Source organism: Burkholderia sp. AU17457, assembly GCF_002223255.1.
GTDB classification, from domain to species: Bacteria; Pseudomonadota; Gammaproteobacteria; order Burkholderiales; family Burkholderiaceae; genus Burkholderia; species Burkholderia sola.
This window is the reverse complement of record NZ_NKFB01000003.1, coordinates 1,091,270-1,115,225: the sequence shown is the minus strand read 5'-3', so window position 1 is coordinate 1,115,225 and position 23,956 is coordinate 1,091,270. Positions and strand designations below refer to the sequence as shown.

At 62.3% G+C, this 23,956-nt stretch carries 35 protein-coding genes; all 35 read right to left on the bottom strand.

Annotation, left to right across the window (positions count from 1 at the left end; genetic code table 11):
* Nucleotides 1-2: 2 nt before the first annotated feature.
* The 35 genes from CFB49_RS07755 to CFB49_RS07590 all read right to left on the bottom strand — a co-directional run bounded on the left by CFB49_RS07755 (nt 3) and on the right by CFB49_RS07590 (nt 23,948).
* Nucleotides 3-1,430 carry a DNA circularization protein gene (locus CFB49_RS07755; RefSeq protein ID WP_089491063.1) on the bottom strand — a complete coding sequence of 476 codons (1,428 nt, stop codon included), beginning with the start codon at nt 1,428-1,430 and terminating at the stop codon, nt 3-5.
* Entirely contained in the window at nt 1,427-3,157 is a 1,731-nt protein-coding gene (locus tag CFB49_RS07750) for a phage tail tip lysozyme (protein WP_089491062.1), read from the bottom strand. The genes CFB49_RS07755 and CFB49_RS07750 overlap by 4 nt, the downstream gene beginning before the upstream one ends.
* Before the next feature lie 165 nt (nt 3,158-3,322).
* On the bottom strand, nt 3,323-3,883 hold the full coding sequence (locus CFB49_RS07745; RefSeq protein ID WP_089491061.1) for a phage tail assembly protein: 561 nt from the start codon (nt 3,881-3,883) through the stop codon (nt 3,323-3,325).
* Nucleotides 3,884-3,886: 3 nt separating this feature from the next.
* Nucleotides 3,887-4,255 carry a phage tail tube protein gene (locus CFB49_RS07740; RefSeq protein ID WP_089491060.1) on the bottom strand — a complete coding sequence of 123 codons (369 nt, stop codon included), beginning with the start codon at nt 4,253-4,255 and terminating at the stop codon, nt 3,887-3,889.
* 57 nt (nt 4,256-4,312) lie between these two features.
* Nucleotides 4,313-5,809, bottom strand: a complete 1,497-nt coding sequence (locus CFB49_RS07735) for a phage tail sheath subtilisin-like domain-containing protein (protein ID WP_089491059.1) — start codon at nt 5,807-5,809, stop codon at nt 4,313-4,315.
* Nucleotides 5,810-5,811: 2 nt separating this feature from the next.
* A complete protein-coding gene (locus CFB49_RS07730; RefSeq protein ID WP_089491058.1) occupies nt 5,812-6,006 on the bottom strand; it encodes a DUF2635 domain-containing protein in 195 nt (64 codons plus the stop codon).
* A 9-nt stretch (nt 6,007-6,015) separates the two neighbouring features.
* The gene (locus CFB49_RS07725; protein ID WP_143329257.1) at nt 6,016-6,597 is read right to left on the bottom strand and encodes a hypothetical protein; all 582 of its coding nucleotides are present in this window, start codon (nt 6,595-6,597) and stop codon (nt 6,016-6,018) included.
* Between the two features lie 19 nt (nt 6,598-6,616).
* Nucleotides 6,617-6,967 carry a head-tail joining protein gene (locus CFB49_RS07720; protein WP_143329256.1) on the bottom strand — a complete coding sequence of 117 codons (351 nt, stop codon included), beginning with the start codon at nt 6,965-6,967 and terminating at the stop codon, nt 6,617-6,619.
* Between the two features lie 2 nt (nt 6,968-6,969).
* Entirely contained in the window at nt 6,970-8,007 is a 1,038-nt protein-coding gene (locus tag CFB49_RS07715) for a major capsid protein (protein WP_089491055.1), read from the bottom strand.
* A 73-nt stretch (nt 8,008-8,080) separates the two neighbouring features.
* Entirely contained in the window at nt 8,081-8,737 is a 657-nt protein-coding gene (locus CFB49_RS07710) for a head decoration protein (protein ID WP_089491054.1), read from the bottom strand.
* A 40-nt stretch (nt 8,738-8,777) separates the two neighbouring features.
* Nucleotides 8,778-9,386, bottom strand: a complete 609-nt coding sequence (locus CFB49_RS07705; protein ID WP_143329255.1) for a hypothetical protein — start codon at nt 9,384-9,386, stop codon at nt 8,778-8,780.
* A gap of 24 nt (nt 9,387-9,410) precedes the next feature.
* On the bottom strand, nt 9,411-10,295 hold the full coding sequence (locus tag CFB49_RS07700; RefSeq protein WP_089491052.1) for a S49 family peptidase: 885 nt from the start codon (nt 10,293-10,295) through the stop codon (nt 9,411-9,413).
* Nucleotides 10,292-11,944, bottom strand: a complete 1,653-nt coding sequence (locus CFB49_RS07695) for a phage portal protein (RefSeq protein WP_089491051.1) — start codon at nt 11,942-11,944, stop codon at nt 10,292-10,294. The genes CFB49_RS07700 and CFB49_RS07695 overlap by 4 nt, the downstream gene beginning before the upstream one ends.
* Nucleotides 11,944-12,213 (bottom strand): gpW family head-tail joining protein, encoded by a 270-nt coding sequence (gene gpW / locus CFB49_RS07690; protein WP_089491050.1) that lies wholly within the window; start codon nt 12,211-12,213, stop codon nt 11,944-11,946. Before gpW ends, CFB49_RS07695 begins: the two co-directional genes overlap by 1 nt.
* A 2-nt stretch (nt 12,214-12,215) precedes the next feature.
* Nucleotides 12,216-14,318 carry a phage terminase large subunit family protein gene (locus CFB49_RS07685; protein ID WP_089491049.1) on the bottom strand — a complete coding sequence of 701 codons (2,103 nt, stop codon included), beginning with the start codon at nt 14,316-14,318 and terminating at the stop codon, nt 12,216-12,218.
* 4 nt (nt 14,319-14,322) lie between these two features.
* Complete coding sequence (locus CFB49_RS07680) at nt 14,323-14,988, bottom strand: hypothetical protein (RefSeq protein ID WP_143329254.1); 666 nt, start codon at nt 14,986-14,988, stop codon at nt 14,323-14,325.
* 273 nt (nt 14,989-15,261) lie between these two features.
* On the bottom strand, nt 15,262-15,945 hold the full coding sequence (locus CFB49_RS07675) for a hypothetical protein (protein ID WP_089491047.1): 684 nt from the start codon (nt 15,943-15,945) through the stop codon (nt 15,262-15,264).
* 27 nt (nt 15,946-15,972) lie between these two features.
* Complete coding sequence (locus CFB49_RS07670; RefSeq protein WP_143329253.1) at nt 15,973-16,224, bottom strand: hypothetical protein; 252 nt, start codon at nt 16,222-16,224, stop codon at nt 15,973-15,975.
* 205 nt (nt 16,225-16,429) lie between these two features.
* Nucleotides 16,430-17,086, bottom strand: coding sequence for a hypothetical protein (locus CFB49_RS07665; protein ID WP_089491045.1), 657 nt, complete (start codon nt 17,084-17,086; stop codon nt 16,430-16,432).
* Between the two features lie 177 nt (nt 17,087-17,263).
* Nucleotides 17,264-17,860 carry a hypothetical protein gene (locus tag CFB49_RS35540; protein WP_143329252.1) on the bottom strand — a complete coding sequence of 199 codons (597 nt, stop codon included), beginning with the start codon at nt 17,858-17,860 and terminating at the stop codon, nt 17,264-17,266.
* Entirely contained in the window at nt 17,853-18,317 is a 465-nt protein-coding gene (locus CFB49_RS07660) for a hypothetical protein (RefSeq protein WP_089491436.1), read from the bottom strand. The genes CFB49_RS35540 and CFB49_RS07660 overlap by 8 nt, the downstream gene beginning before the upstream one ends.
* Nucleotides 18,314-18,655, bottom strand: a complete 342-nt coding sequence (locus tag CFB49_RS07655) for a hypothetical protein (RefSeq protein ID WP_089491044.1) — start codon at nt 18,653-18,655, stop codon at nt 18,314-18,316. Before CFB49_RS07655 ends, CFB49_RS07660 begins: the two co-directional genes overlap by 4 nt.
* Nucleotides 18,646-18,972 carry a DUF4406 domain-containing protein gene (locus CFB49_RS07650; protein WP_089491043.1) on the bottom strand — a complete coding sequence of 109 codons (327 nt, stop codon included), beginning with the start codon at nt 18,970-18,972 and terminating at the stop codon, nt 18,646-18,648. The genes CFB49_RS07655 and CFB49_RS07650 overlap by 10 nt, the downstream gene beginning before the upstream one ends.
* Complete coding sequence (locus tag CFB49_RS07645; RefSeq protein WP_089491042.1) at nt 18,969-19,178, bottom strand: hypothetical protein; 210 nt, start codon at nt 19,176-19,178, stop codon at nt 18,969-18,971. The genes CFB49_RS07650 and CFB49_RS07645 overlap by 4 nt, the downstream gene beginning before the upstream one ends.
* Before the next feature lie 65 nt (nt 19,179-19,243).
* Nucleotides 19,244-19,504, bottom strand: a complete 261-nt coding sequence (locus CFB49_RS07640) for a hypothetical protein (protein ID WP_089491041.1) — start codon at nt 19,502-19,504, stop codon at nt 19,244-19,246.
* A gap of 22 nt (nt 19,505-19,526) precedes the next feature.
* Nucleotides 19,527-20,024 (bottom strand): hypothetical protein, encoded by a 498-nt coding sequence (locus CFB49_RS07635; protein ID WP_249190325.1) that lies wholly within the window; start codon nt 20,022-20,024, stop codon nt 19,527-19,529.
* Nucleotides 20,021-20,242: a hypothetical protein gene (locus CFB49_RS07630; protein WP_089491040.1), complete on the bottom strand. Its 222-nt coding sequence runs from the start codon at nt 20,240-20,242 to the stop codon at nt 20,021-20,023. The genes CFB49_RS07635 and CFB49_RS07630 overlap by 4 nt, the downstream gene beginning before the upstream one ends.
* Nucleotides 20,239-20,484 carry a hypothetical protein gene (locus CFB49_RS07625; protein WP_143329251.1) on the bottom strand — a complete coding sequence of 82 codons (246 nt, stop codon included), beginning with the start codon at nt 20,482-20,484 and terminating at the stop codon, nt 20,239-20,241. Before CFB49_RS07625 ends, CFB49_RS07630 begins: the two co-directional genes overlap by 4 nt.
* A complete protein-coding gene (locus CFB49_RS07620) occupies nt 20,481-20,816 on the bottom strand; it encodes a phage protein NinX family protein (RefSeq protein WP_089491038.1) in 336 nt (111 codons plus the stop codon). The genes CFB49_RS07625 and CFB49_RS07620 overlap by 4 nt, the downstream gene beginning before the upstream one ends.
* Complete coding sequence (locus CFB49_RS07615; protein ID WP_089491037.1) at nt 20,813-21,070, bottom strand: hypothetical protein; 258 nt, start codon at nt 21,068-21,070, stop codon at nt 20,813-20,815. The genes CFB49_RS07620 and CFB49_RS07615 overlap by 4 nt, the downstream gene beginning before the upstream one ends.
* A complete protein-coding gene (locus CFB49_RS07610) occupies nt 21,067-21,324 on the bottom strand; it encodes a hypothetical protein (protein WP_143329250.1) in 258 nt (85 codons plus the stop codon). Before CFB49_RS07610 ends, CFB49_RS07615 begins: the two co-directional genes overlap by 4 nt.
* Complete coding sequence (locus CFB49_RS35535; protein ID WP_143329249.1) at nt 21,321-22,424, bottom strand: helix-turn-helix domain-containing protein; 1,104 nt, start codon at nt 22,422-22,424, stop codon at nt 21,321-21,323. The genes CFB49_RS07610 and CFB49_RS35535 overlap by 4 nt, the downstream gene beginning before the upstream one ends.
* Nucleotides 22,421-22,858, bottom strand: coding sequence for a hypothetical protein (locus CFB49_RS07600; protein ID WP_089491034.1), 438 nt, complete (start codon nt 22,856-22,858; stop codon nt 22,421-22,423). The genes CFB49_RS35535 and CFB49_RS07600 overlap by 4 nt, the downstream gene beginning before the upstream one ends.
* Nucleotides 22,855-23,115, bottom strand: coding sequence for a helix-turn-helix domain-containing protein (locus CFB49_RS07595; protein WP_089491033.1), 261 nt, complete (start codon nt 23,113-23,115; stop codon nt 22,855-22,857). The genes CFB49_RS07600 and CFB49_RS07595 overlap by 4 nt, the downstream gene beginning before the upstream one ends.
* Nucleotides 23,115-23,948 (bottom strand): ParB/RepB/Spo0J family partition protein, encoded by an 834-nt coding sequence (locus tag CFB49_RS07590; RefSeq protein ID WP_089491032.1) that lies wholly within the window; start codon nt 23,946-23,948, stop codon nt 23,115-23,117. Before CFB49_RS07590 ends, CFB49_RS07595 begins: the two co-directional genes overlap by 1 nt.
* Nucleotides 23,949-23,956: the final 8 nt, after the last annotated feature.

The following is a 23,956-nucleotide window of genomic DNA, read 5'->3' as shown; positions in this document are numbered from 1 at the left end:
CGTCAGGACGAGAGTGCCCGGAAGGAGAGAGGCATAAATGCGGGATGGACAGGATTAACCTGCGCGACCAGTTCGTCGGCGCGGCCGGCGTCCCGGTACAAACGGTGAGCCAGCACGAGCGCAGGCAGACCAGCCTTCATATTGAATGTTCTGATCGACGCCAGGGCTGCACCACGCTTGTTCAGGTCCTGTACGACCGCAGCACGCAGCGATCGCAAGGCGCCATACGTCTGGTCTTCTCCCTGATTGCCGGCGACCTCGATCTCGCTATCAATCAATGCCGTCAAGGCATTACGCACGGCAGCGGCGTCATCAGCTGACGTCGGCTGATACTGAGACGCGGCAATCGCGGCCGAGCCAATCGCCGCCCGCCGAAATAGGTCGCCACACGCCGACTGCATCGTCGCCATGCCTGTCCCGATTACGGAGGAGGTCGTGATCGTCGAGGGTTGGAAGTTGGCCAACGATGTCAACAGACGGATCGCGTCCGCTGGCGCAGGTGCGGCCGCAAGGACTGCGGCGGCGACATCCTGTGCTGCCGCAGTGAACGTAGGTATAGAACTCGAGCTTAGCGACGCAGCTGCCATCGACAGTGCGCCGGCGGCGGTCGAAACGGCGGTACGCGCGCGCGTCGCCTGCTCGATGAGATCCTCAACGGTCAGTGATGAAGAGCGCGCCGGCGAGGTTGGATATTTGCTGAACGTCGGCACCGTGGCGCTGCCCGCGAAGCGTCCGAAGTTACCAGGCAGATTGAACACCAACCGAACCAAATTCCGGGCGTCGCCAACGATGTTTTTCGCGTTCGTGTACCACGTCAACGCGGTATTTATCGCCATTCCGACGACAGCGGCGCCGTACGACAGACTACTGAGCACGCGCGCTCCAAAATCAGCAGCGGCCGAAAGACCGAGCGCATCGACTGCCGATGCAATAAGACTGGTGGTCGCATTAGCGGCGCTCGGGAAAATCCGGTCGCCACTCTCGACAAAATCGAACTGCAGCTCGAAATAGCGCGCCTTGTCCCACCGCTCGATCACCCTGAATTCCATCAGGCTGACAGTGCGGCGACCATACGTCGGATGCACGAGCTCGCCGGGGTCCTCCGTCTCGCACATTTTGATCATGACGTCGCGCTTCTGAATGACGTCATCCCCTACTAGATACCCCGTGACCTGAAAGCGGCGCGATGCGCGGCCCATGTCTTCGACCCATGGCGTGTCACGTTTGACGTACTCATGAAGCGCATTGCGACGCCCGAAGGTTCCGTCCGCGCTGAGCGAGACGAACTGTATGCCGCGAAACGATGCCGGCCGCAGTTGCTCGAAATAGGTGCCAATCGAACCGCCGAGGCGCGCCGCAAGTGAGCTGGCGAGATTCGAGATGCCGGACACCGTCCCAAGTACCGCCCCCGCTCCGCCACCAATATTCATGTTGCTGCTCCCAGATCCATCGTCGAGCCCGTACGCACGTTTGTATCAACGTTGCGCGACGAGCTCACCGAGGTACGCGTACCTCGCGGCGCACCTTTCAGATGGATATCCACTTTTACTATCGATTCGCCCTGGCTCAGCGACGCCTGGGTGTTGTCGGTAGCTGGTTGATTGGCCGGCTCAACGGTCGCGCTAGACGGCCCGTAAAGTCCGCTCAGGCTGGATGCCAGTTGCGCACGCCGAGCGGCCTCTGCGTCGGCAGCTTGCGGACGTTCGTATAGGCGCGAAACGACGCTCGCAGCCTCTTCGGGTGTTCCCGCGCGTGCGAGAGCCGCGCCTGCCTGCTTTTCGCCGCCCTGCCGGAGTTCATAATCGACAAACCCAAGCTGCTGTTCGAGCGTCGAATTGCCGATCCAGTTACCGGCCCATTTCCGGAATGCCTGCTGCCGATCCTTGTGCCACTGCGCGATCCCGTAGGCCTGCCCGTTGTCCCCCTCCGCAGTCGGATCTACTTTGCTTTCCGCCTGCAGATTCGCTGCGATCCCGAGTGCTTGCGCATGCGACCAACCTCGCGACTCGAAGAACTGAACTGCAGCAGTCGTATTACCGTTGACTCCGGCCGCAACTTCGGCGTTGGTGCTGAGCCCGTTGCCACGCAAGGCGTTGCCGAACCGCTCGAATCCATCGCCGACCCTCGACGTGGTACGACTCACCTTCTGCAGCAGTTCGTACGAGCGCGAAATAAGGTCAAAAAACTCGTTCGCACCTTTTTTCGCCTTATCCCAATCGAAGCTTTTCACTTCTTCGGACAGCCAGCGCACTGCGCCCGCAACGCCCTGAATCAGCTTTTCCTTGTTTTCTGGCACTGCGAGCCACTCAGTCATCAACTGAATAGCAGGCTGCAGGACCGGGATCAACGCATTGCCGAGAGAATTGCGCAGAGACTCAACCGAGATTTCCAGCTTCGAAATGTTCTGTGCATACTCGTCCGCCTGGCGGATCGCCTGACCATCCATCGATGCATGGAGGCGGTCGAATTCACGCACGAGATCCTGAATCGCGGCAGGCCCCTTCATCAGAAGCGGCAGCAGCGATTCAACACCGAAAGCCTGCGCGATCTGCCGGGCGGATTGAATCGTGCCGCCGGCGCGCATGTTCGACTGTATCGCCTTCGACACGTCGAGCAGCGCGCGCGATGTGTCGATGGCTCCGTCGGCCGTCTTATGCAACCCGATCCGCCATGCGCTCATGAGGGCCAGCGCTTCCGGTGCGCGACCGTTGACTGCACCCTGCATCGTGTCGCCAAGCTGCTGCAGCGACGCATCCATGTTTTCTGTGGACAAGCCAGCAAGCCGCGCTACGCCGCGGTATTGCTGGAGCTCATCCGTGTTCACGCCGAGTAGCGCAGATGTTCGGTCGAGTTCCTGCCCCGCGCGCCCCCAGCTGGTGATGATCGCCGCGAGCCCAGCTACCGACCCGAGGCCGCCGAGGAGCCCGAGCGGCGTTGCTCGCATGACAAGCTTGCTAGCAAGCGAGCCTGCCGCTCGAGCGGCGCCGAGAAGACCACGTGTCAGTCGCGACAGCCCCGTTTCGCGGCTCAATGAGGCTAGCGATTTCGCCAAATCCGTGACGGGCGATATCGTGCTGGCGATCGACCCTTTGACCTTCCGCACGGTCGATGTAGCCCGATCGACGGCGGTGATGACGAACTGAATCTTATTGGCCATTGGGTGTTCCAGTCGCGCTGCGGATACGCAGTGCTTCTTTCAAGTGCCACTCGGTTTCGGACCAGGTCATTGCCCAGACGGTGGACGGAGCGATGCGCCAGAAATACGCGACATCGGCGATCCACTGCTCCCAATCGTCGGGTATATGCGTCGCATCGGCGGCGATCAGTCGTCCGAGCCCGGCCGCCGCCCGATCTGAAAACCGTTGAAATAGCCCACCGCTGTGAGGAAATCCCGAGCGCACATCGCGCGCACGGTCTTTTTCGGCACCTTCGCGACTTCGGAAATCAGCGCGACGGACGCCGCAAAGGGACCGCCGGCAGCCCGAGCTTTCCGCCGCTGTTGGTTCGTCGGTTCGCATAGGTCGAGCGACGCGGCGTTCAGGCCCGTCTTGTCTTCGGTCAGCTGCACCGGCTGCTGGAGCAGCAGTGTCATTTCGTCGTCGCTGCGTTGCACGGGATCGCTCACCCCGTCAGCGAATGTGGCGAAATAGTCTTCGGCCTCGTCGAGCTGACTGCTGAACATCTGATCGACGCCGTCGATCGGCACTTCTGAGATCAGCGCGATGAGCGCGACGAGAAATCCATATTTGCCCGCGTTCTTCTCAGCCGCCTCATAATCCCCAGCAAGCGGCTCACGCAGCGTCACCGATTCGTAGGTCTTCGCCCCGTCGCCGGTGCCTACGGTGATCGGTTTGCGGAAGGTGATGGTCTTCGTGGATTCCATCGATCAGTGCTCCGTGACGCTCGGGCCTTCCCACGTGACCGGCACGGTCGCGTCTTCGGCCTTTGCACCCTGCGGATCGACCGTCCACATGTTCCGGCCAATCACAGTCTTTCCGTTGGCCAACTCAGCGACGACCGTGACGTCGTCCATGGCGTTGATCGCCGCGAGGGAAAGACCGCCCATATCGCGCAGCGTTGCCTTGATCTGGCCGGCCTTCGGTTTCTCGCTGAAGCCGTCGACGCCGGACTGACCCGCGAGCGTCTCACGCGTGACCGAACTCGGGTCGTATTCGAAGTCTCCGGCGACGGTGTAGGTCGTGCCGTCCACCGTCAGATACGCCGTACCGGCAATGCGGTTCGTGGTATTCGACATTTATGAGCTCACAAAAAAATACCGCCCGAAGGCGGCTCATGCTGGTGGAGGAACTGGTTATTGCAGGCGGAACTGTGCGAGCAACGCGAAGATTCGCAGACCGTCGATGAGCGTGCCGTCCCAGAGCTCGTTCACGCGGTTCGGGTTCTGCGAATCCTGCTCGACGATGAGGCCTTCCGCGAAAGCGGCGCTGTTCTGCACATACCCATCGTACTCCATCGCCTGGTACTCGGCGATCTGGTCCGCGCGGATCATGTTCGGCGTAACGATGTTGGCACCGGGCGCGAATCGAGTGCCATTTGCTGCCAGCTTCTTGCGGGCGTATTTGCTCGTGACGACACCCTTGAGGCGCCGGATCACGTACATCAGCAGAAACAACGTCTCGACCTGCAGGTAGCTGTTGTCAGGCTGCCCGAAGCTGTTCTTCTGGTAGGTCGTGATCAGGTTTTCGATCGAGACCGTGCCATCATCGGCGACCGTGAAGGTAGAAATGCCGTCGAAGAGCAGCATATTGCGATCGGTCAGGTCGAACCGCGATGCAACCGGCGGTGCGAGGAACGTGGACAGCGCGACGGTCTGAAGAGGGAGGCCAGGATCCGCACGCAATGCAACAGCAGCAGCTCCGCAAAGGTCCGCGGCTGCGACCCATGCAGGTGTCGGAGAGCCGTTGAAGCCCATGACCGAGCCGTGCTGATCGTTACGCGTCACACCGAACGTCGTGAGCGCGCCGACCGTCCCGCGGTAAAAAGCGAAGAAGTGCCCGTAGATTCCCTTCGACCATGCCCAACGTCCGTTCTGGTCGTTCAGGAACGACTTGAGAGCATCGAGCGACGTCGAGTCCGTGTACGGCATGGCAATGAAGTCGAACGGCATGTCCGCGAGATTCGCCAGAGCGGTCGTCAGGGACGGATTGACCAGGCCGCCGCTCATTGCGACGATCGTGAAGGTCAGGCCGGCCGGCGTCACCTCGCCGTTGGCCGTGCCGCGGAAGTTCACGCTGACGTCAATGTCGTTGCCAGCGAGCCCCTTGTTCTTCGCCGTGAAGTTGACCTTGCTTGAGGTCGTGCCGTCAACGGCTGCCGTTACCGGCAGATCCGTCGCGGCGTTGACGGTTGCGGCAAGAGCCGTGGCGAGCTGCGCGGGCGTGAGCGACGACGTGACCGTCTGTGTGACGAGCTGCCCCCCCAGATACAGGAAGAGGACGCCAGTCGCCGTGGCAGCGGTCAGGAAGTTGATGGACCCGGTCGCAGCAACTGAGCTTCCATCGTCGGCGAGCGGCAGGTACCAGACCTCGCCGAAGTCATCGCTGTCGCGATACGCCGCCGTCATGAGTGCAAGCATTGAACCGGGGCCGCCCACCGTCTTCGCGTCGGACTTGCCTTGGCAGATGGTCGGCATATTTGCAACGCCGGTACCGCTGGCAGTGATCTGGCCAATGATAAGCGCACGCTGCGACTGCGTCGCGGAGTTCGCCTGGCTATTGTCGACCTCCGCATAGAACAGCGGGACGCGGATCTGGTCGCCAGCAGGAATATTCTTGAACGGAACGGTCACGATTATTCGCTCCCAAGGTCACGCGCCGGCGATGCAGCCGCCCGCGTATTGGTTTTTTCGACGAGGACGACGTCACCATCGCGCAAACGGCGGTGCCAATACAGATCGTCGTCCGACACGTTCCGTCCTTCGTCCGGAATGAGGTCCTTCAGTTCAGGGTCGCGGATCTTCAGACCCGGCGCGGGTTTGACGAACATGCGTCACTCCTATTGGGGGAATTCGATATCGAAGCCGCCTTCTGCGCGGCCGTCTGGCCCCGACGTTCGCGGCGCTGGCTGGACTGCGTCCGGGAATGGCGGATTGGGGTAAGTGCCGTTCGGGTCGTAGACGTTTCTGAGATCGGCCGTGAGCGACAACTCTTGCAAATCTGTCGTCACAACCGGGTCGAACGCTTCGTAGATCTGGAAGTGCATCGCGATGCTTATCGCCCCGAAATGCACCCGCCCATCGGCCTTTATTTCGGTGGCGCTGGCGATCACCGGGAAGTCCTGCGTCACCGCGCGAATGCCGACATCGCGGAGAAGCACATCTTCGATCGTCGCGCCAAGCTCCTCGAGGGCATCCTGCGCGGCTTCCGCCGTCGTGCCGGACACGATGCCGCGGATTTCGATGGCAAAGTCCGTGTTGAACTGCGTCTCGCCGTTCGTACCCGTCGACGTCTTCTGCTCGTCGCCGCAGCGAACAAGAACCGCCGGCAGCTTCACCGGCGGCACAGTCCAGTCTCCCGGTGACTGGATCGTCGGCGCCGCAGCTGCTGCCTGCAGCGCCGCGACAACCAGTTTGCGCATCGCCGACCGGCCAGTTGGCTCAGCCATTGCCACCACTCACGAGGTTGAGCATCAGGCCACCACCGCCCCACCCGTCGAGCCGGGGCTCGCGCACGACGTACACGAGCCCCGTCCTGATGATCTGAAGCTGATCATCCTGCGCGGGGGGGATGGTGAATTGGGAAAGCTGAATGCCGAGACGCGGCTGAACAGTCGCTACCTGAGCCCCGTCAACGATGCTCAGATCCAGGAAGGCCTCGTCGAATATGCCGTCGATCTCGTACGGCGTATCGCCGTTCGCTGGCATGAACAGCACCCGCTCTACCTCGCCGAACGTCTTCATCACCACGCCGTTCATCCTGTCTGTGACGGCGCGCCAGTCGAATGGCACGATCAGGCGCCGGCGCGGCCGGTCTGCAGCACTTCGGGACGCGTGCAGATGTGCAGCGGGTAGCTGTACACCTCCATCTTCCAGAACGAATTGCGGTCGCGATCGAAGATCGGAATGACGTACATCGGCTTGCCCGGCGTGTTCACCCATTCGAACGATTCGCCCGGCGCGTATGCAACGCGGAAAACGCCCGGGGCGCCGACCGGGAAGAACTTGACCTTGTCGTCGGGGATCTTGAGCGTCGTGTTGTCGTCCGAACCGCGATAGTTCGACCAGATGACGCCGGCGAACGGGAAGGCCTCGAATGCGGCGCCCTGGCTGTTGTCGCGCAGTTCCTGCGCGGCACTCCAGTTCAGGTACGTGCGGATCACGTCCGGATGGTTCGTCAGTTCGTCGTAGAACAGGTCGCCGCACAGCGCATAGACCTTCGTCGTAGGCAGAAATGCGCCTTGCGACTTGCGCGCCATCGCCCGCACGATGTTGTTGACGATCGGCCGCAGGCTATTGGCGGTACCGGCAGCGAGGTTGAACGCCACTTCCGTCGGCGCCGTGATGCCGAACTCGTCGAACCAGTTGTACTTCACCGAACCGTCAGCGTCGAGCAGCATGCCTTGCACGGCAGCGAGCCGGTGGTATTCCCACGTGTATTCGATGTTGCTCGTGAGACCCGTCGGCCCGTTCAGACGACGCGCGACTTCAGCCTGGACTTGCATCAGTTCCGATTCGGTGCCGAACGCGCGAATGTCCTGGATCTCGTTCGCATACAGCGTGTCGCTATGCATGATCCGCGGCACCTTGAAATACCGCGCTTCACGCTGTTCGGTCGTGCGCTGCGTGCCTTCCTGGCCACGCTCGCTGAACGGAACGACGACGAGCTTGCCCTGACGCTGCTCGACCGCGAGAGCCGTCGTTCGGATCGGATCCGGCTCGAAGATGTTGAGGTCACCGAGACCGGTCGGTTGAAACGGCTTTTTCTCGATCGCGGTCGTCAGTTGGATGGTCGAAAACGCATCCTGATGAAACACGTCCAAACTGGCCATTATTGGCTCCCAGAAATAATAATGGCCGCTTGCGCGGCCGAGATTTACCTTTGAAGAGAAGTACTTCTGGAGATCAGCGGACGATGATTCCCAGGGTCGCGAGCTGCGCGGTGGCCGTGGCGATCTGCGCATTGGATGCGCCGGTCGGCCAGAACAGTTCGAAGCCGTTGACCTCGCAATCGCGCGTCACGACGGTGCCCGGTTGGTCCGCGAGCGTAGCGTCCACGTTCGCGAACGAGATACCGGCCGCAATCTGCGAACCGTCCGTCGCCGTCAGACTCAGCGGCACGTAGATCTTCGAAAGCGCCGACACGGTGACGTCGAACTCGTCGCCGACCACGAAATCGGTGGCGCCGTCGGCGATCACGAACTTGATCTGGTCATTGAACGTCGCGCCAACGGCGACGTCGCCGATGACGTCACCCGTCGGATCGAAGACCCGGAAAGTGCCACCGTTCGCCGCGGCAGCCGTACAGCGCACGACGTACACGCCGGCTTGAGCGTTTCCAACCACCGGCGTGGTCGCATCGAGCGTGAAGGTGCCGTTGCCGGTGTTACCGGCCTTGGCGGCGGCCGTTGCCGTACCGCCGGTCTTCTTGCCGAGCACAGTGCCGGCCTGGTGCTTTACCGCGCCGCTGAGCGTGCCGCGGTCGCGCGAACGGTGTCCGCGTGCTTCACTGACCAGAAAGCCACCATCGTGGCGGCCTTCGACGAGAGGGGTTTGACTCATGATGTGCTACCTCTGATTTGGATTGACGAAGGACCGCCGTTTAGCGCTGGCGGCTGGGCCGGGCTTTTTCCATCGCGACTTCCCAGCTGGCCTCGATTGCCTGATGGGAACTGACGCCGCGCTCGCCGCCGGCGCCGAGCTGCGGATTGCGGCGTGCAGTGGGCGCTGCAGCCGCCGGCGCCGGCGTTCCTTGGAGAACCGCGAGCGCTTCCTTGCGTGTCATCGAAGTGTTGAACGCGAGGTTTGCAGCCAGCACCGGGTTTTTGCCAGCCGCTGCGGAGCCCATGATCGTGGCGCAGCGCATGCGCTCGCGACGACGCGCCTTGGCCGACGCGCTGTTGCCGCGCATCTCTTCTTCGTCGTCATCGTCGTCGGCATCCGGGTCATCCTTTTCGTCTGCCGCTCGATTACCCTTCTTTCCGCCCTTGTCGTCGTTGGAAGGCGGATCATCGTCTTCGTCGCTTGCGCCCTTGGCATCGCCGTTTTCGCGATCCTGATCGTTGTTGTCCAGATCGTCGCCTTCGGCTTTGCCCTTCTTTCCGCCCTTGTCGTCAGCGGGCGGCGTATCGTCTCCGGCGCGTGCCGGAACTTTGGCGAGGTGGGCAAAACTCAGCCCACGCGAGGTCAGATTGCGAAGCAAGTTACTCATTTGATGGCCCTGTTGGTGGGGGAATCAGCCCAGCTCGTCGAGCAGGGACGCAAAGGCTTCGTCCGGCGCCATCACGGCATCGGCGAAGCCGATCTCGACGCCGGCGGCGCCCAGAAAGGTTCCTGCCTCGGTGGCACGCACCTTGGCAGGAGAAAGATTTCGATTGCGCGCGACGGTCTCGACGAAGAGCTCGCCCATTGCGTCGACGTCTGCCTGATAGCGCGCAAGGGCGTCCTTCGACAGAGGCTTCATGTCGCTGCCGTCGGCCTTCTTCGCGCCGTAATGGATGAGCGTCACCTCGATGCCTGCTTTCGACAACGCTTGCGAGAAGTCAACATGCATGCAAATGACGCCCACGCTGCCAGTGCCGCCCGTGCGGGGCACGATGATTCGCGTAGCGGCGCTGGCGATCGCGTACGCCGCGGAGAATGCATGCTCGGTCAGGATCGCCCAGATGGGCTTCGTGCCGCTTGCCTCATAGATCGCGTCGACGAGGTCGAAGCACCCGGCGACTTCGCCGCCTGGCGAGTCGATATCGAGCACGATAGCGCGCACCTCTTCGTCATTCATCGCCATGCTCAGGTTCGCGCGGATGCCGTCGTAGCCGGTCATACCGGAATACGGCCGCATTTCGCCGAGCTTCTGCACGAGCGTGCCCTCGATCGGGATGATCGCCACGCCAGCGATCACCTCGTATGGGCGATAGTCAGCTCGGCCGTTTGAACCCGCGTTGTCGAGGAATGCTTTCGCGCCGCCATCGGCGAGCACGACGACGTCGCCAGACGCGCGGAATAGCTTCGAGATACCGAAACGGTCCGCCAGCGCGGCCATTACGATCTCGGCTTTCTGCGGTGCGATCGCGATAGGCGTGTTGAATAGCCGCGTGGCGAGATGCGGATAGTTGCTCATGCTGCTTGCGGCTCCTGTGGAGGTTCGTCAGTGCGCGTCGCGATCTCTGCACCACCCCATTCGGGTAGCGGAATTTCGCGCTCGCGAAACGCCGCGATTTCGATCTGTCGCTGGTCGAGCACTTCTTCCCAGTCGAGGCCCTGTTCGGCCGCTTCCTGTTTCAGGGTGGTGAGGGCCGCATCCATCTTCAGGATTGAGCCCTGCGGTTCCTTAACCGGATCAACCCATCCGCGCGCGGGGCCGAGCCAACTGCATCCCGCATAGGCCGTAATCGCTTCGATGAAGTCCGGCGCGCCGGCGGGCAATGGCAACTCGCCGTTCTCCATCGATTCGCGCAACCACACTGCATACATCGGCGTGGCAGTGCCAATGGAAAACTCCTGCCGACGCCGGACGAGCGTTTTCCAGCTTTCGAGCAGCGCCGAGCGACCGCTCGTATAGGTTGTCTTGGACCAGTCCTGCGTCACCTGCTCAAGCGAGACTCCCAAAGCAGAAGCGACGCAACCCTGCATCTCATGAACGAACTCCGTGAAGCCGTTATGCGGATGATCCGAGGTAAGCGCCTTGATGTCTTCGCCCGGTGCGAGAGCTGGCACGCGGACGCCGTTGAACATGGCCGGCCGCTCGTCATTCCACTCCTTCCGGAGGCCCTGATAGAAACCGAGCTCCTGATCGCCGCCGACAGCATCCTGCACTTCTGACGGGTCGTACGGGCTCGTCACGTACGTGCCAATCGACGCAGCGAGAGCTGCAGCCTGAAGTTCGATCCCGTAATAGCGGGCCAGCATTCGCGCGTGTGCGAGAACCGGGATGAAAACGCCCACGCCGCGATTCTGGCCGGCGCGATCGCGCTCGAAGTCATGAATGACACGCAGCCATCCGTCGTCGTCTTCGCGCACGACGCGTTCCCAGATCATGCTTTCGACCGAGTTGTACCAGTCGTTCTGATGCGCTTTTCGGATGTGATATGCAATCGGCACACCGTCGTCGTCCACCTCAACGCCGTTGCGCATGTATCGCGTGTCGACCATCTGGTTCGGATTCGACAGGCGATCAGGATCCACGATCAGATATGACGTGGCATACCGCGCGCCGCCGCGGCCGACGCGCTCAGGCATCCAGTAATTGACGACAAGCGCCTCGCCATCGATGAGCTTGTGGCGCAACGCAAGACGCAACTGCTGTGACACAGTCAGCTGCCGCGAGACGTCGTTGTACCGCCCGAAGTCATTTGCGAACAGACGCCAGCGCGCTTCCACCGCCCGCCGAAATTCATTCGCCCACTCGTTGTCGAACGCAGCACCGCTGATCGCTGCGAGGGCGCGATAGTCTGGCGCAGCCGACAGCCGCAGCGACGCGCCAACAGCGTTGTCGAGGATGCGTGTGATGCCGCCGCTCGAGCGACCATCGTTTCGAACTTGATCGCGCGAGCGCGCGACCATGCGGTCGCGAAACTGGTTGATCTCCGCATCGGGCGACCGAATCCACGGCAGCCACGCACCCATCTCCTGCGTCTGCCAGTCGGCGGCCTGATACGGGAAGAAGGCGCGGCCGACGTTATTCGCGAGACTGCCCGGGCCCGCGCCGGTATCGGCTCGAGCACGCAGCGGCTGTCCGCACGAATCGACGAGAGTGATGGCGTTGCTCATTAGAACAGCGGCACCATGCGACGGCGTCTGCAGACGCGCACGCCAGGATTGAGAGCTGCCTGCAGCTCGGCGATGAACATGCGAACCGCCGCGACGTTCGTCGACTGGAAAGTCACGCTGCGCGAGCCATCGCCTTGAGCATAGGAGACCGTCACTGTCTTATTCCCTGACCGCAGGTCAAGATATGCCTCTTGCGCGGCCGCGAGCGCATCCTGAAGCTGCGCGTCGGTCATGCCGTAGAGCGGCGAGCAAAGATCGGTTGTGGCCATGGCTATCGATATCGGTGAACTGCAGACTTCTTCTTTTGAACTGGTGCACCTTGTTCAGACGATGGCGCTGGCGCAGTGACGGTGCTCGTGCTGACTGCCGTGCCGGCCGCGCTAACGAGAAAGGTGTTCGTGTCCCACGGCTTTGCCCAGGACGGTGGTTTGTCCCAGGAGATTCGGTTAAGGCCATGCAGCTGCGCGAGCATGTGGGTCATCACCATCAGGTCGAGCGCCTCATTCCGGCGCCCGGCAGCAGTCTTCTCCCATCCACCGTTCTTGAGCCGCGTCTCAGCCGTCAGCTGTTCAAACCAGACATGCGGCTGCTCCGGCGATCGAAGCGCATGGGGGAAATGCACATAGAGCTTGCCTGGCTCAGCAAGCTGCAACTGCCCGGCGAGATCGTCCTTAAAGAGATTCGGATTGAAACGTGCTACCGGCACATCGCCGCTCGACGCTGCGCGATTCGCTTTGCGCGACGTGTCGGGATAGACGACTGCCAATCGCGGCGCAGCGAGTTTGTCAGCGCCCTTCGTCGGTATGACCGTCCATGCATCGCGGCCGGAGATCTTTCCGATCAGGCGCGCGAGTCCCGCCTTTTTCCAGCGGCGCCATGCTGCGTAGGCCTGCTGTGTCACGCCCGGCTGGCCGTAGCTGTCGAAACCCAACGCGCGCACGGGCATCGCGCGACCAGAGCCGTCAGCGAGCGGATATGTCCGGGTGATGAGGTTGATAATCTGGTCCCAGTCCTCAGCCGACGTCGCCGGATCGCCGGGAATGCGGCCCTTGTCGATGACCCAGCTTTCTCCATCGACACCGAATCCGCGCGTAAGCCATTCAAAGTGCGCAATCTGGCAATCAACGGCAGTCACGAGGAAACGCACGCCCTCGGGCACCGTGCCGAGCTTGAGCTCCGAATCAGCTCGCTCGGCAAGTACGTTTGCATCGATCGACCCGACACCGCGCGCCGCCGCATATGGAAAGCCGAACTGCTTGACCATGACCTGGCGAATCGCCATGTCATCGCCGCTCATCTCAAGCTCGCGTTCGGCCTTCACCTTCGCGCGGGCGAGGCCACCAATCCCCCCTAGGATGAACGGCGACATTGTTCCAACGATCCAGAATCCGGCACTCTTACGAGCAGCGAGCTCGCCCGTCACAACACCGTCCTGCGAAATCTCCTGCCCGTCGCCAATCCAGCCTCCGAATGGCGACCGGAACGCGGCCACGTTCATCCCACGACGTTCCCGGTCTTCGATCAGACAGCCATTCACGGGGCACAGGAGACGTGTGTTTTTCTCGATCTCGTCGAGCGACTGGTTCTCGTCGTAATGCAGCGTCATGTGCCGCGGAGCGATAGGCACCGGGCTTGACCACGCACCACAATGCGGACAGGGCCAATACCAGATGCGGCGATCGCTGTCGCCGTACATCGCCATGATCCCGGCCGACCAGTCCCGATCGGGAACGAGGCCGCGCGCCCGGTCCGGGTGGCTCATTGCCAGCAACATCGACTGGCGCTGGAACGTCTGACGCCGCACGTCGAGCAGCGTCTTGATATCTCCGAGCGACGGATCGTACGCGTCCACCTCATCAGCGACGATCCGCGGCGCAGACTTGTTGATCACGTTGTTCGGTGCGGCCGAAAGGAACTCGACGCGCATTCCGTCGAACCGCTTGAAGTGCAGCGAATCGTCGATCGGCCTTGACCCGAGACGCCTCGCCATCTCGGGATGCGAGTCGATCATCGGGTTGATCCGGCTCTTCACATACGACTCGAGACCCGGATCAGTCTGCATGTACCACAGCATGTCGGCCGGATCGTTCGCGACCGACTTGAGCAACCAGTTCTGCGCGATCTCCGTTTTGCCAGACTGACCGGGCCCGACCACCACCGTCGTGAGGTAGTCGAGGCGCGTGAGCGTCTCCATCGGCGCGACGAGATATGGCGCTTTCTCGTGGTGCCAACGCCCGACGTAGCCGCCGCCCTGATTCGACAGGTGCCGGTGCAGCACGGCGTATTCCGCTACGGACTGCCGCTCGGGTGGCACCAACGAACTGAGCGCCTCGCGCGCGACCTGATATGGGTCGGCGTATTCGTGCTCGAGCATCGCGTTACCCCAGAAGCACGCGCAACTCGTCGGCCATCGTGCGGCGCAGATCGTCGGTGACCACCCGGATCTGATCGGCGTATTCCTCCGGCAGCCCGCACCGCTCGACAACCTGGTCGGACAGACGGTCAAGCCCCTTGCCGAGGTGCGCGAGCATCGTGTTCAGCACCTGACGCATTACCTCGACCTGTACAAGCTCGCCGCGATCGCGGCGCAGCTTGTCTTCGAGAATCTCTGCCTGTACCGCGTCGCGTCGTTGCCGCGCGCTCTGCTCGCCAGCATGTACGACCGGTTCCGTTCCTGCCGGCGGCACGACGGTGAACTTTGGCGCGGCCATCTGGGCACGCGAGTCGATCGGGGCGCGGCCCTCAGAGTTCGGCTTTTGTTTCGGCTTCGGCGCCGCGGTGGGCGCCATCGGAACCTCGATCGTCGGCTCGCCGGCCAGGTATGCACGCACCGCGACGAGATCGAACTCCCACCCGCCGGCGCGCGTACCTCGCTTCGCTACCGGGAAGTTGCCGTCGCCGTCGAGCCGGCGGTCGAGACGCGGCCGCGTCCAACCGAGTGCCGCGCAAAGCGCTGCCTTGCCGATCGGCTCCGGTGTAACGCTCCCCGCGTTCGGTGTAACGCCGCGATTTTTCCGCGTTACACCGGTTTCGCCAGTTGCCATAAGGGTTTGCGCCGCTCGCCGCGTCACCACCGTGTAACGTGTAACGCGTTTTTTTTACTCGAAAGAACGGGAAGAACGGGCGCGCGCAGTGCCCGCGTTCCGGTAGGGCGGCGGAAGGACCCGCACCTACATGGTGCATCCCGCCCCATTTGCCTATTTTTTGAGCAACACCCCGAAAACCCTTGACTGACAAGGCTTTGCGGGATGCTGTCGAGGAGATCCGTCGCGGACCGCAACTGTGCGACGTGCCGCGCGCTCCGTAAGGCGGGAGCGTCACTTGCGCTTGGCAGTTGCCAGCGCCTTCGCCAACCCTTTGGCGAACTCCGCTGCAGCGTTAGCCTTTACAACAGCTTCCGCACGCGATCCGAAGTTCAGGTGTTGCTTGACCGGCTGTGCATCTCCGAAGCGGACAAGCAGCTTGAGGTGGCCCGTCTTGTTTGCCCCGCGGACCTTGGCGGCGCTCTTGCCCGTCGTCCTCACGACCTTCGTAGGCGCAGGACGTTGCCAGACGCCGCCAATTTGCTCCCCGCTGCGGGTATGAATGGTGCCGATGAAGATATCTGGACGCGACTTCAGACGATTGAGCGCAGCCTTCGAGAAGTTGCCGTATTGATTCAGCAGCGCCATGTCCTTCGGGTTCAGCCACGTGCGGCCAGAACCGATCAGCTTATGGGGACCGCCGAATTCAAACGGAGCCAGATAGGCTGCTGCGATGTCCTTCACGAAGACCATTGCTTCGAGCGACGATTTACGCGCTGCCTTTATGCCTATCGAATTGATGGTGAACGGCGTTGGCCTATCGAATACCTGCGGTAGAGCCTTCTTCTCGGCGCCTTGGGCTAATTTAGCCAGCGACGTAAGTGCCATCGCTGTCGCAAACGGGACCTGTTTTTTTTCCAGCGCGCTCAGCCCTCGCGCGGCCGCCTGAAAGTCAGCGCGCACAGAGATCGAGAGCATCGGCGGACTGGGTGAGCGTTTACGGGATTACGCCGGCCACACCGCTGCCTGCACATCGTCGTCCGGCTCAGCGCTGTAGAACGGGATCGCCGGGATCTGCATGATCTCCCGCTCAACGGGAAATGCCTGCACGATGACGTCGTCGGTATCGGCTTCGTACAATCCGATGACGATGCCGACAGTCATGGGCTTCACGAAACGAGATCTGACGATCACGGCCTGTCCGAGCTTCGCGCGCTCGACCTTCAGCGCTTCAGCTTTCAAAGCAGGTTTAGCCATCAGAATCTCTCCGACCGGGGCTCGATCATGGCGGTGCGCGCGGCATCTGTTCTCGCACATACCGGTTGTGAAGCGGCCGGTCTACCAGTGGAGCGCACGGGCAACAGGCAAAGAAAAAGCCCCGCGAGGCATGCCTGCGGGGCTTTGGGCGCACTGATTCACAGTGTCAGATTGGGGGCTATTCTGCGGTCCAAAACCGCAAGTGTCAAGCACCGATGAACGGTAGGCCTGAAAGAATGCTGTCGGAGTGCTTGCGCGCACGCGAAAGCAAACCATCACGCGTCTCGACGTGCGGATCGCTCGCGTCGACATCAGCATGCTCGCTGCGCTCGCGCTTCGCCTTACCTTTGCGCCGGCCCGAGACGCCTTCCATCCATTCGCGGACGATCTTCCAGTGAGCGGATGCCGTGTTCTCGCTGACGCCGCATTCACGGGCTAGACCATGCAGTTCAACCTTTATGCCCAATGACTTCTCGACCAGCTTGCGCCTCAGTCGATAGTGCACAATGTGACCCGAGAACAGGGACAGGGCCTCCTGCTCGAGATGGCGGATTGCAGCTTCCCATTCCGGGTTCGGTTTGAATTTGGAGCAGCACGGGCTGCCACATGCGCACGGACGCGACCGCGGCGCATAGCGGCCGAGTAGCGCAGCCATTTCAGACGTGCTGAGCGGATCGAGCTCGCGCAGGATCATTCCGCCCTGGCCGGCGCCATCCAGGCCCGCCAAACCGATACCGCGCCGCCCGGCGGGCATCGCCATCCGGTTCATCGCAGGGCGGTCCTGCTGCTGCATGCTGTAGTTGAACGCGAAGATCAGCGCGGCTTCGGGCGTGCGGAACAGTTTCTCGATCACTTCAGTCATTTCGCGTTTTCCTCATATTTCAAACAGCGTTGTCCGTATTTCCTGCCCTTCCTGCACACCATTCGCACGCCGCCGAATGGGTCTATCCGTTCTACTGCGTGAGCGCAGCCGGTGCATCGAGAACCTTCGCGTCGCTCAAGCACCTTCAGCGGGTCGCCGTATTCCCATCGGCGGAGATCAGCCATCGGACGGTGCTCCCACGTTCGCCGCGCCGAACAGTGCGATCGCGGCAACGTCTCGGCGCACCAGCTTTCCTTCCCTCTCGAGCCGAAGTACTCTGTCGCGCGCGACACGGTGCCCGGCATAATCCGGCCGCTCTCGCCTGGCTTTTTCCCACCAGTCAGCGCATCGTTCTTTTCTGGTTTTGGGCGCCGGCTTCGGCACGTTCTCTCCCGGGCCGGCTTTCAGGATCTCGGACCGCGCCCCGCCGGTAGTCCATCCGCAGACGTGAATTCTTCCCTCATACAACTGCACGAATTTCACGACGGTGCTTAACGCAACGCCGGCCCGCTCAGCCAACTGCATGCGGGTAGCGCGCCGCCGCTTCAGCTCTTTCCAGATCTTTTGCATTACCGGATGGTCTGCGGCCACAGCCTTTGGACCGCCACGACACGGCAATCCGAGACGGCAACGATGCATCGACAACGCGTGTGCAGATCGTCCCGGGAAATGGTCCGCCATTTTTTTCAGCGGCTCGCCGGCGCGCCAAAGCTGTTCGAACAACGCATCGTCGGCAGGCGTCCAATCGCCCGGTCGCGGCGTCCGCTTACGCATCGTGGTTCTCTCCTTCAGAAATGCCCATGCGACGATCTCGAATAGGCTTCCATCGCGCATAGCCGGCGTCGAACGCGGCCACCTTCCGCTCCAGCGGCGCGCCGCCCTGATCAAGCCATGTGTGGCATGCCAGGCATGCCGGAAGCGTGAATTCGTTTTTCGCCTTCAGCCCCATGCCCTTCCCATGCATGCTCTGATTCGAATGCGCCGGAACGACAGTCGGGTCGGCCCAGTCCGTCCAAGGGCACATCACGTTGAGGTAGCAGGGCTGACCGGCGCATGCGGCGAGATATTTCGAGCCTTCCGCGACGGTCGGCTTGCGGATGCGGCGCTTGGTCGCGGCGCGGTGCTTCAGCGTCGACGCAGGCGCGAGCGAGCTGAATGGTGATTTCGATTTCTTGGCGAAGCCAGAGCGCGCCATAGGCGTCTTGCGTTCGAGCGACTTCGAGCGCTTCAACATACCCAGCCCTCGCTCGTGAGCCGCATGTGGTCGACGCCATCTGGGAATGCCGGGAACGGCGCCTTCCGATTGAAGTGCGACGGCACGCTGAGCTGAACCGCCCCGCCCTCACGGCGCGGCCAACCCTCCGGTGCTTCGATCCAACCCGGGAGACGGGCGTATGCGATGAAGGCCGTTGCGCGTGCGCGTCGCTGGGCACGATGGCGTCGCCACGGCCCACTCGAGCGCATGCGGATCAGCTCGGTGACGTCCAGCTCGACCACGCACGGCGTACGGCGGCGCTGCGGCATGCCATAGACCGTGAATTCGGGCGGGATGATGAACGTCAGGCGCATTGCTGCCGGCGCTCCATGAACTCGACGAGCTCTGCCGCCATGAAGATCGGCAGGGATAGCGTGAGCGCGATGTGGTGCTCGAGGCGAGCGCCTTTCGATTGCTCCCAGCCAGCCAGCATCGCAATGCCGTCGCAGGTCACCAGCTCGCGGATGTCGGCCTTCATGCATTCGCGCCATGGCAATACCATGTCTGCGTTGATCTCGGCCGGGTTGACGACCTCGAAGCCGAGCGCGCGCAAGCGCTTCGCCTCGGCACGGAAGACCGGGAAGTTCAGTTCCGGATAGCCCGTCATCGGGCCGGCGAGGTAGAGCCTCATTCTTTCACCTTGATGACGCCGGCTGCGATCTCGGCACCGACAAGACCGAGCGCAAGGAACGCATTCGAATCGGTGGCAACCATGGCGCGTATTTCGGCAGCGCGTGCACTGATGGCGTCCTGCTCCTCCTGCGGCATCAGTGCGATCACGCCGCGGAGCATCAACATCTGCGCCTCTTCCGGCGTCGGCTTGTTCAGGGGGTCCATATAGAGCAGCTCCTATTCGGAAGGTCACGAACGCGCCGTCACCGAGACAGCGCGTCAATCGGCGATCAGTCAGCGCATTGATCCGCGACGGCCAGCGAGAAATCGATGTAGACCTCGGCGCCGAGCTTGAACAGCCGTGCCGCATCGTCGTTCACGGTGCTCAGCGCGATCTGGCCGGCGGGCGTTGCGGCATAGAAGCGCTCGTTCTCGGCCGAGCCCGACACGACCGGCTGCAGCTGGATGTCATGGATCAGGCCTTTCTGCTTGTCCCAATGCTCGCGCTGGCTCAGCTGCGTTACCTTGAACTTCGCTCGTACCTTCGTCATTTCCTGCTCCTGGTTGAGGTTGTCACCAGCTGCGGCCGGTGAGATCTTCGACGCGCCAGCCGTGCCGGCCGTCACGTTGAATCGCGAGAAATCGAAACGGGAATTGCTCGGCGGCCATCTTCGTTTTGGCGCGCGCATCGTCAGTCCAGCGGCCTTTCACCTCGTGGAATTCGAGCGCGCCGCCCGCGGTGATGACTGGAAAATCGATCGTGATGAAGGTCTTGTCAGCGAGGCGCAGCTTCAGCGCTTCGAAGCGGAACCAGAGGATCTCGCCGGCGTGGAGGCGGGCTGCCAACACATCTGCGTATGCGGCCTCGGTTTTGTTCATGCGGCCCTTCGGGAGCCGGCCGAGCTGCTGCATGCGTTCGATTGGCGACGGTTGCGCAGGCGCGGCCGCAATCGCTGCTGCGACTTCCGCCACCGGCAACCCAAGGCCACTCGCGATCCCGCTAACGCGAGCCGTGCCAATACGACCGCCGGCGATCGCGCTCTGAGGAAGACGGATGGTTCCCTTGCTCACGATTGCGGCCCGTGGCCAGGCTGCAGGTGAGGAACGGCAACAATCATCGGATTCGCTTCCGGATATCCGGAAAGATCAACGATGACGTTCACGGAGACTCGGGCTGCGTTGAACCAATCGCCGAAATTCATGCGGGACCAATGCCCAAGCGCATACGCTTCGAGTTCCGTTTCCGGCGTGACCTGGAGCGCGCCGCCAGCGAGGATGGTCGCCTTCATGCTTTCGCCCCGTCAGCGAGGATCGGCACGATGACCGACAAACTGTCCGGTGCAAACGCATAGCCGATCGAAATACCATTCGGACCGAGGCGTTCGAGGTCGCGATCGTCGAGATACTGAACCTGCGTTTCTCCGTGGCATCGAGCCGTGAATGTCCGTCGCCCGGCGATGAATTCATGGTTCACATCGAAGTGGTCAACCATGCGCCGGCAGACCCAGCAAATGGGCGGCTCGAACTTCATGCAGGCATCTCCTCATTGGGTACGACGTCGCCAAATTTCGACGCGACGTAGGCGCGCATCGCAGCCTCAAGAGGAGAATCTCCGACCTCGCTCACACCGCGCATGTCCGCGAACCAGTGATCGCCGCGTTCGATTATGCTGATGCGCTGGCGCTGAATGATCGGGCCGCCGATCAACCAGCTGCGTGATGGCCGATAAGGCAAGCTGCCACCGATCTTCGCTTTCACGGCTGCGATAACGATCGCGTCGAGCCGACGACCCGCGAATTCGCCGAGCTCTGCACGGCAGACCCAGAAATCCAACTGATCGTCGCGAAGTTCGCTGACCTTCATGCGGTCACCTCATTGCTGATGTCGTCGGTCACCGGCACGCCGTTGATCGGCCGCAGGCAGCAATCCTGAGCCGCTCCTTCCGTGCCCATCCGGCCGTCGCCATATTTCGCCGGACGAACGGCGCGCACGTTCCACGTCGGTCCAAAGAGGTCCGATGCCGCATCGTTGAATGACAAAACCTCGAAAATTCGTCCGATGTTCTCGGGAATTTCCGATCGCACCATGATCGCCAGGTCACCCGGTTTGACGTTCATGCCTTTTCCTTTGCTACATTGCTGCGGAAACAGTCGAACTCTGGCGGTTCAAGCAAGAAGAACTGACGGCCGATACGCTGCACCGTTACTTCGCCATACAAGTCCCAGCGCCGACCAATCTCATCGCGCGTTATGGCCGTTCGGTCCGACCGGTAAGCGGACGCCGCGAGACGAACCATCGACTGGCCGGGGAGGAGCGCCATGTCACCAACCATGATCGAAACAAGCCGCGCTCGGAATGAATTCGTGGTCATGATGCGTAGTCGTCCACAGGCATGAGCGCGTCGCCGAACGTCGCGCGCGCGAACTGGTAGAGGGACACAGCGTTGAACCGCTGCGCGTCTTTGAGTACGAATTCGATTGCACGCGGGTCCCGCGCCGCCGCGGCGACGATCACGCGATGGCGCTGCCACGCCTCGTCGGGTTTCCGGCTCGGCACGTTGAGCTCGGAGCCCTTCGCGTCGCAGCCCTCGGGCGTCAGGTACCAGTCGCCGTCCGATGCTGTCGGCGCCGCCTGCGGAGTCTGCGCAGATGCGACGAACGTCGCGACGAAACCGACGTACGTCGGCCGGTCATCGCCATCACGCTTGCGCGCCGACACCGCCGCCTTATGCGCATCGCGTAGCTGCAGGTCGGTGAGGTTCTTGCCGATCCACGTGAGGAGGTGGACTCGATCCTTCGCCGGATCAATGGTGAGCTGCTTGCCGCGTGCGAGCTCGAGCGAGACGAGCAATTCGCTGAGCTCGGTCTCGCGATTCGGTTGTTCGGGGGGAGGATCTTGCTGATCGGCAGCAGCAGCAACTGGGTTATCCACAACGCCGGTCGCGCGCGTTGCTGCTGCTGATGGTTCTATGACGGTTAACTGATGGTTAACCTTATATGGTTTGTCGAGTTTTGCACCCATTTCCGTCGCAGATTGCACCCATTTCTGCTCTGGATTGCACCCATTTCCGCCACCAATGGGTGCAGAATCTGCATCCAATTCAATGTTATCCACAGGCTTATTGGATGCAGATTTTTCACCCTTTTTACCTTCGACGCGCCGCGCTTCAATGGGTGCAATTTCTGCACCCTTTATCCATTCGGCATTGATGCGATACTCGGCCGGCGCGCCGCCCTTGCGGCCGCCACGGGCCGCGCGAACAAGGATCAGCCAGCCGCATTCCTGCATCTTCCCGAGCTGGTACTGGACGGCGCGAACGGACTGGCGCGTCTTCTCCGCCATAGTCTCGACCTTCGGGAACACGTGCGTGCCGTCGTCGTCAGCGTGATCGGCCAGCGCCAGCGCGAGCAGCATCTCGCCGGCACCTACCGGATAGCGTTCGAATACGGCGTTCATGACCTTCACGCTCATCTGGTGACGCCTCGCCACACGAAATCGCCCTTGTCCTCGACGATGGCCGGCTCATCCGCCTTGCACGCACATTCGAGGCCGACCAGGTTGTCGGCTATGGGACGCCAGAAGTTGCGCACGCGGCCGTTCGGAACGTGGTTGTCCTCTTCTGCTTCGAGCAGATCAAACGCGGCCAGGACGAAAAGCGCATCGGCGCTCGTGCAGCGCGCTGGCCCTTCCATCGTCTGCAGGCTAATGCTGACGTGATACTCGGGGCCCTTGCTGACACCGCCTTCCGGTGCCGCAACCTCGACCGCGCTGATCACATAGAGGCGCGACGCGCGATGGAACCAGCACTCGCCTTCGTAGCCGAGCGTGACCTCGCGCGCTGCCGGCCCCATAAACTTCCACCCGTCCGCCTTCGGGCGCCGCGGCTTGATGACTGACTGGATCACTTGAGCGGCCCCACGGTGATGCGGTAGCGCTGTTCGCCGTCGACGGTAAGCGACTCGACACGGCCAGCCCCCTCGAGCAGCTTCAGCTGGTCGCGCACGCCGCTGTCGGACAAGCCACACATGAACGCGAGTTTGCGCACGGTCGGCGCACATTCACCGGTCGATTGCTTCGCGAGGTGCGCGAGCGCCAGCAATACGATCTTCTGGTTCGAGCGCAGCTCGACGTCCCAGGCTTGATTCGAAAGGTGGAACGACATCAGGCGGCCTCCTCGATCGTCAACTGGCGGTGATCGACCGTCTGGACCGGCTCGGCGACGCCGCCGAGCACCCAGCGCAACGCTTCGGCGCGCTCGCCACGGCTCTGCTCTAGTTCCCTGATGATCTCGGCCTTCGACTTCATCCGCGGCCCGGCAGACAGCACTGCACGCTGCGCGCGGGCGCGAGCGTGGCCAGCCTTCCCCTCGGCTGCAGCGATCAACTGGCGAACCTTCGCGCGCTGTTCGTCTGGATTCATCTTCGAAAGGCGAATCGCGGCCGTGACGGTGATCTGGTCGGCCTCGAGCGCATTGCGCACGTCGGCGCAGCATTCGAGCAACCGCAGTTGCTGCTTCACGGTTTGCGGATCGACGCCGAAGTGAATCGCGATCGTTTCCTCGTCGCTGCCGAGGTCCTGCATGCGCTGCATCTTCTCGGCGCGGTTGATTGGCGAATCCTGCCGGCGGATCTCGTTCGCGGACGCCATCATCCCGGCGAGGCCGCTCTTGTCCGCGCGCTTCGGGAGCGCCGGCACGAGGATCGGCTCCTTCCCGAGCTCGTGCAGACGGCGGTTCGCCTCGCGCGCGTTGATCACGCGCCGCCGACCGTCGACGACGATCACTTCGCCCGTCTCGGGATCCTTGTGGATGAGGATCGTTTCCAGCACGCCGAGCGCCATGATGTTGCGCACGGTCGGCTCGTCGGGCGGGAGGTGAACGCGGCGGTCGTACAGCGGATGGGCCGGGTCGAGGATCAACACCAGGTCTTCGGGATCGAAATACAGCACGTTGCTCTTGCCGCGCGCGCCGTATGCGTCGATGGAATTCTTTGCCATTGCGTCTC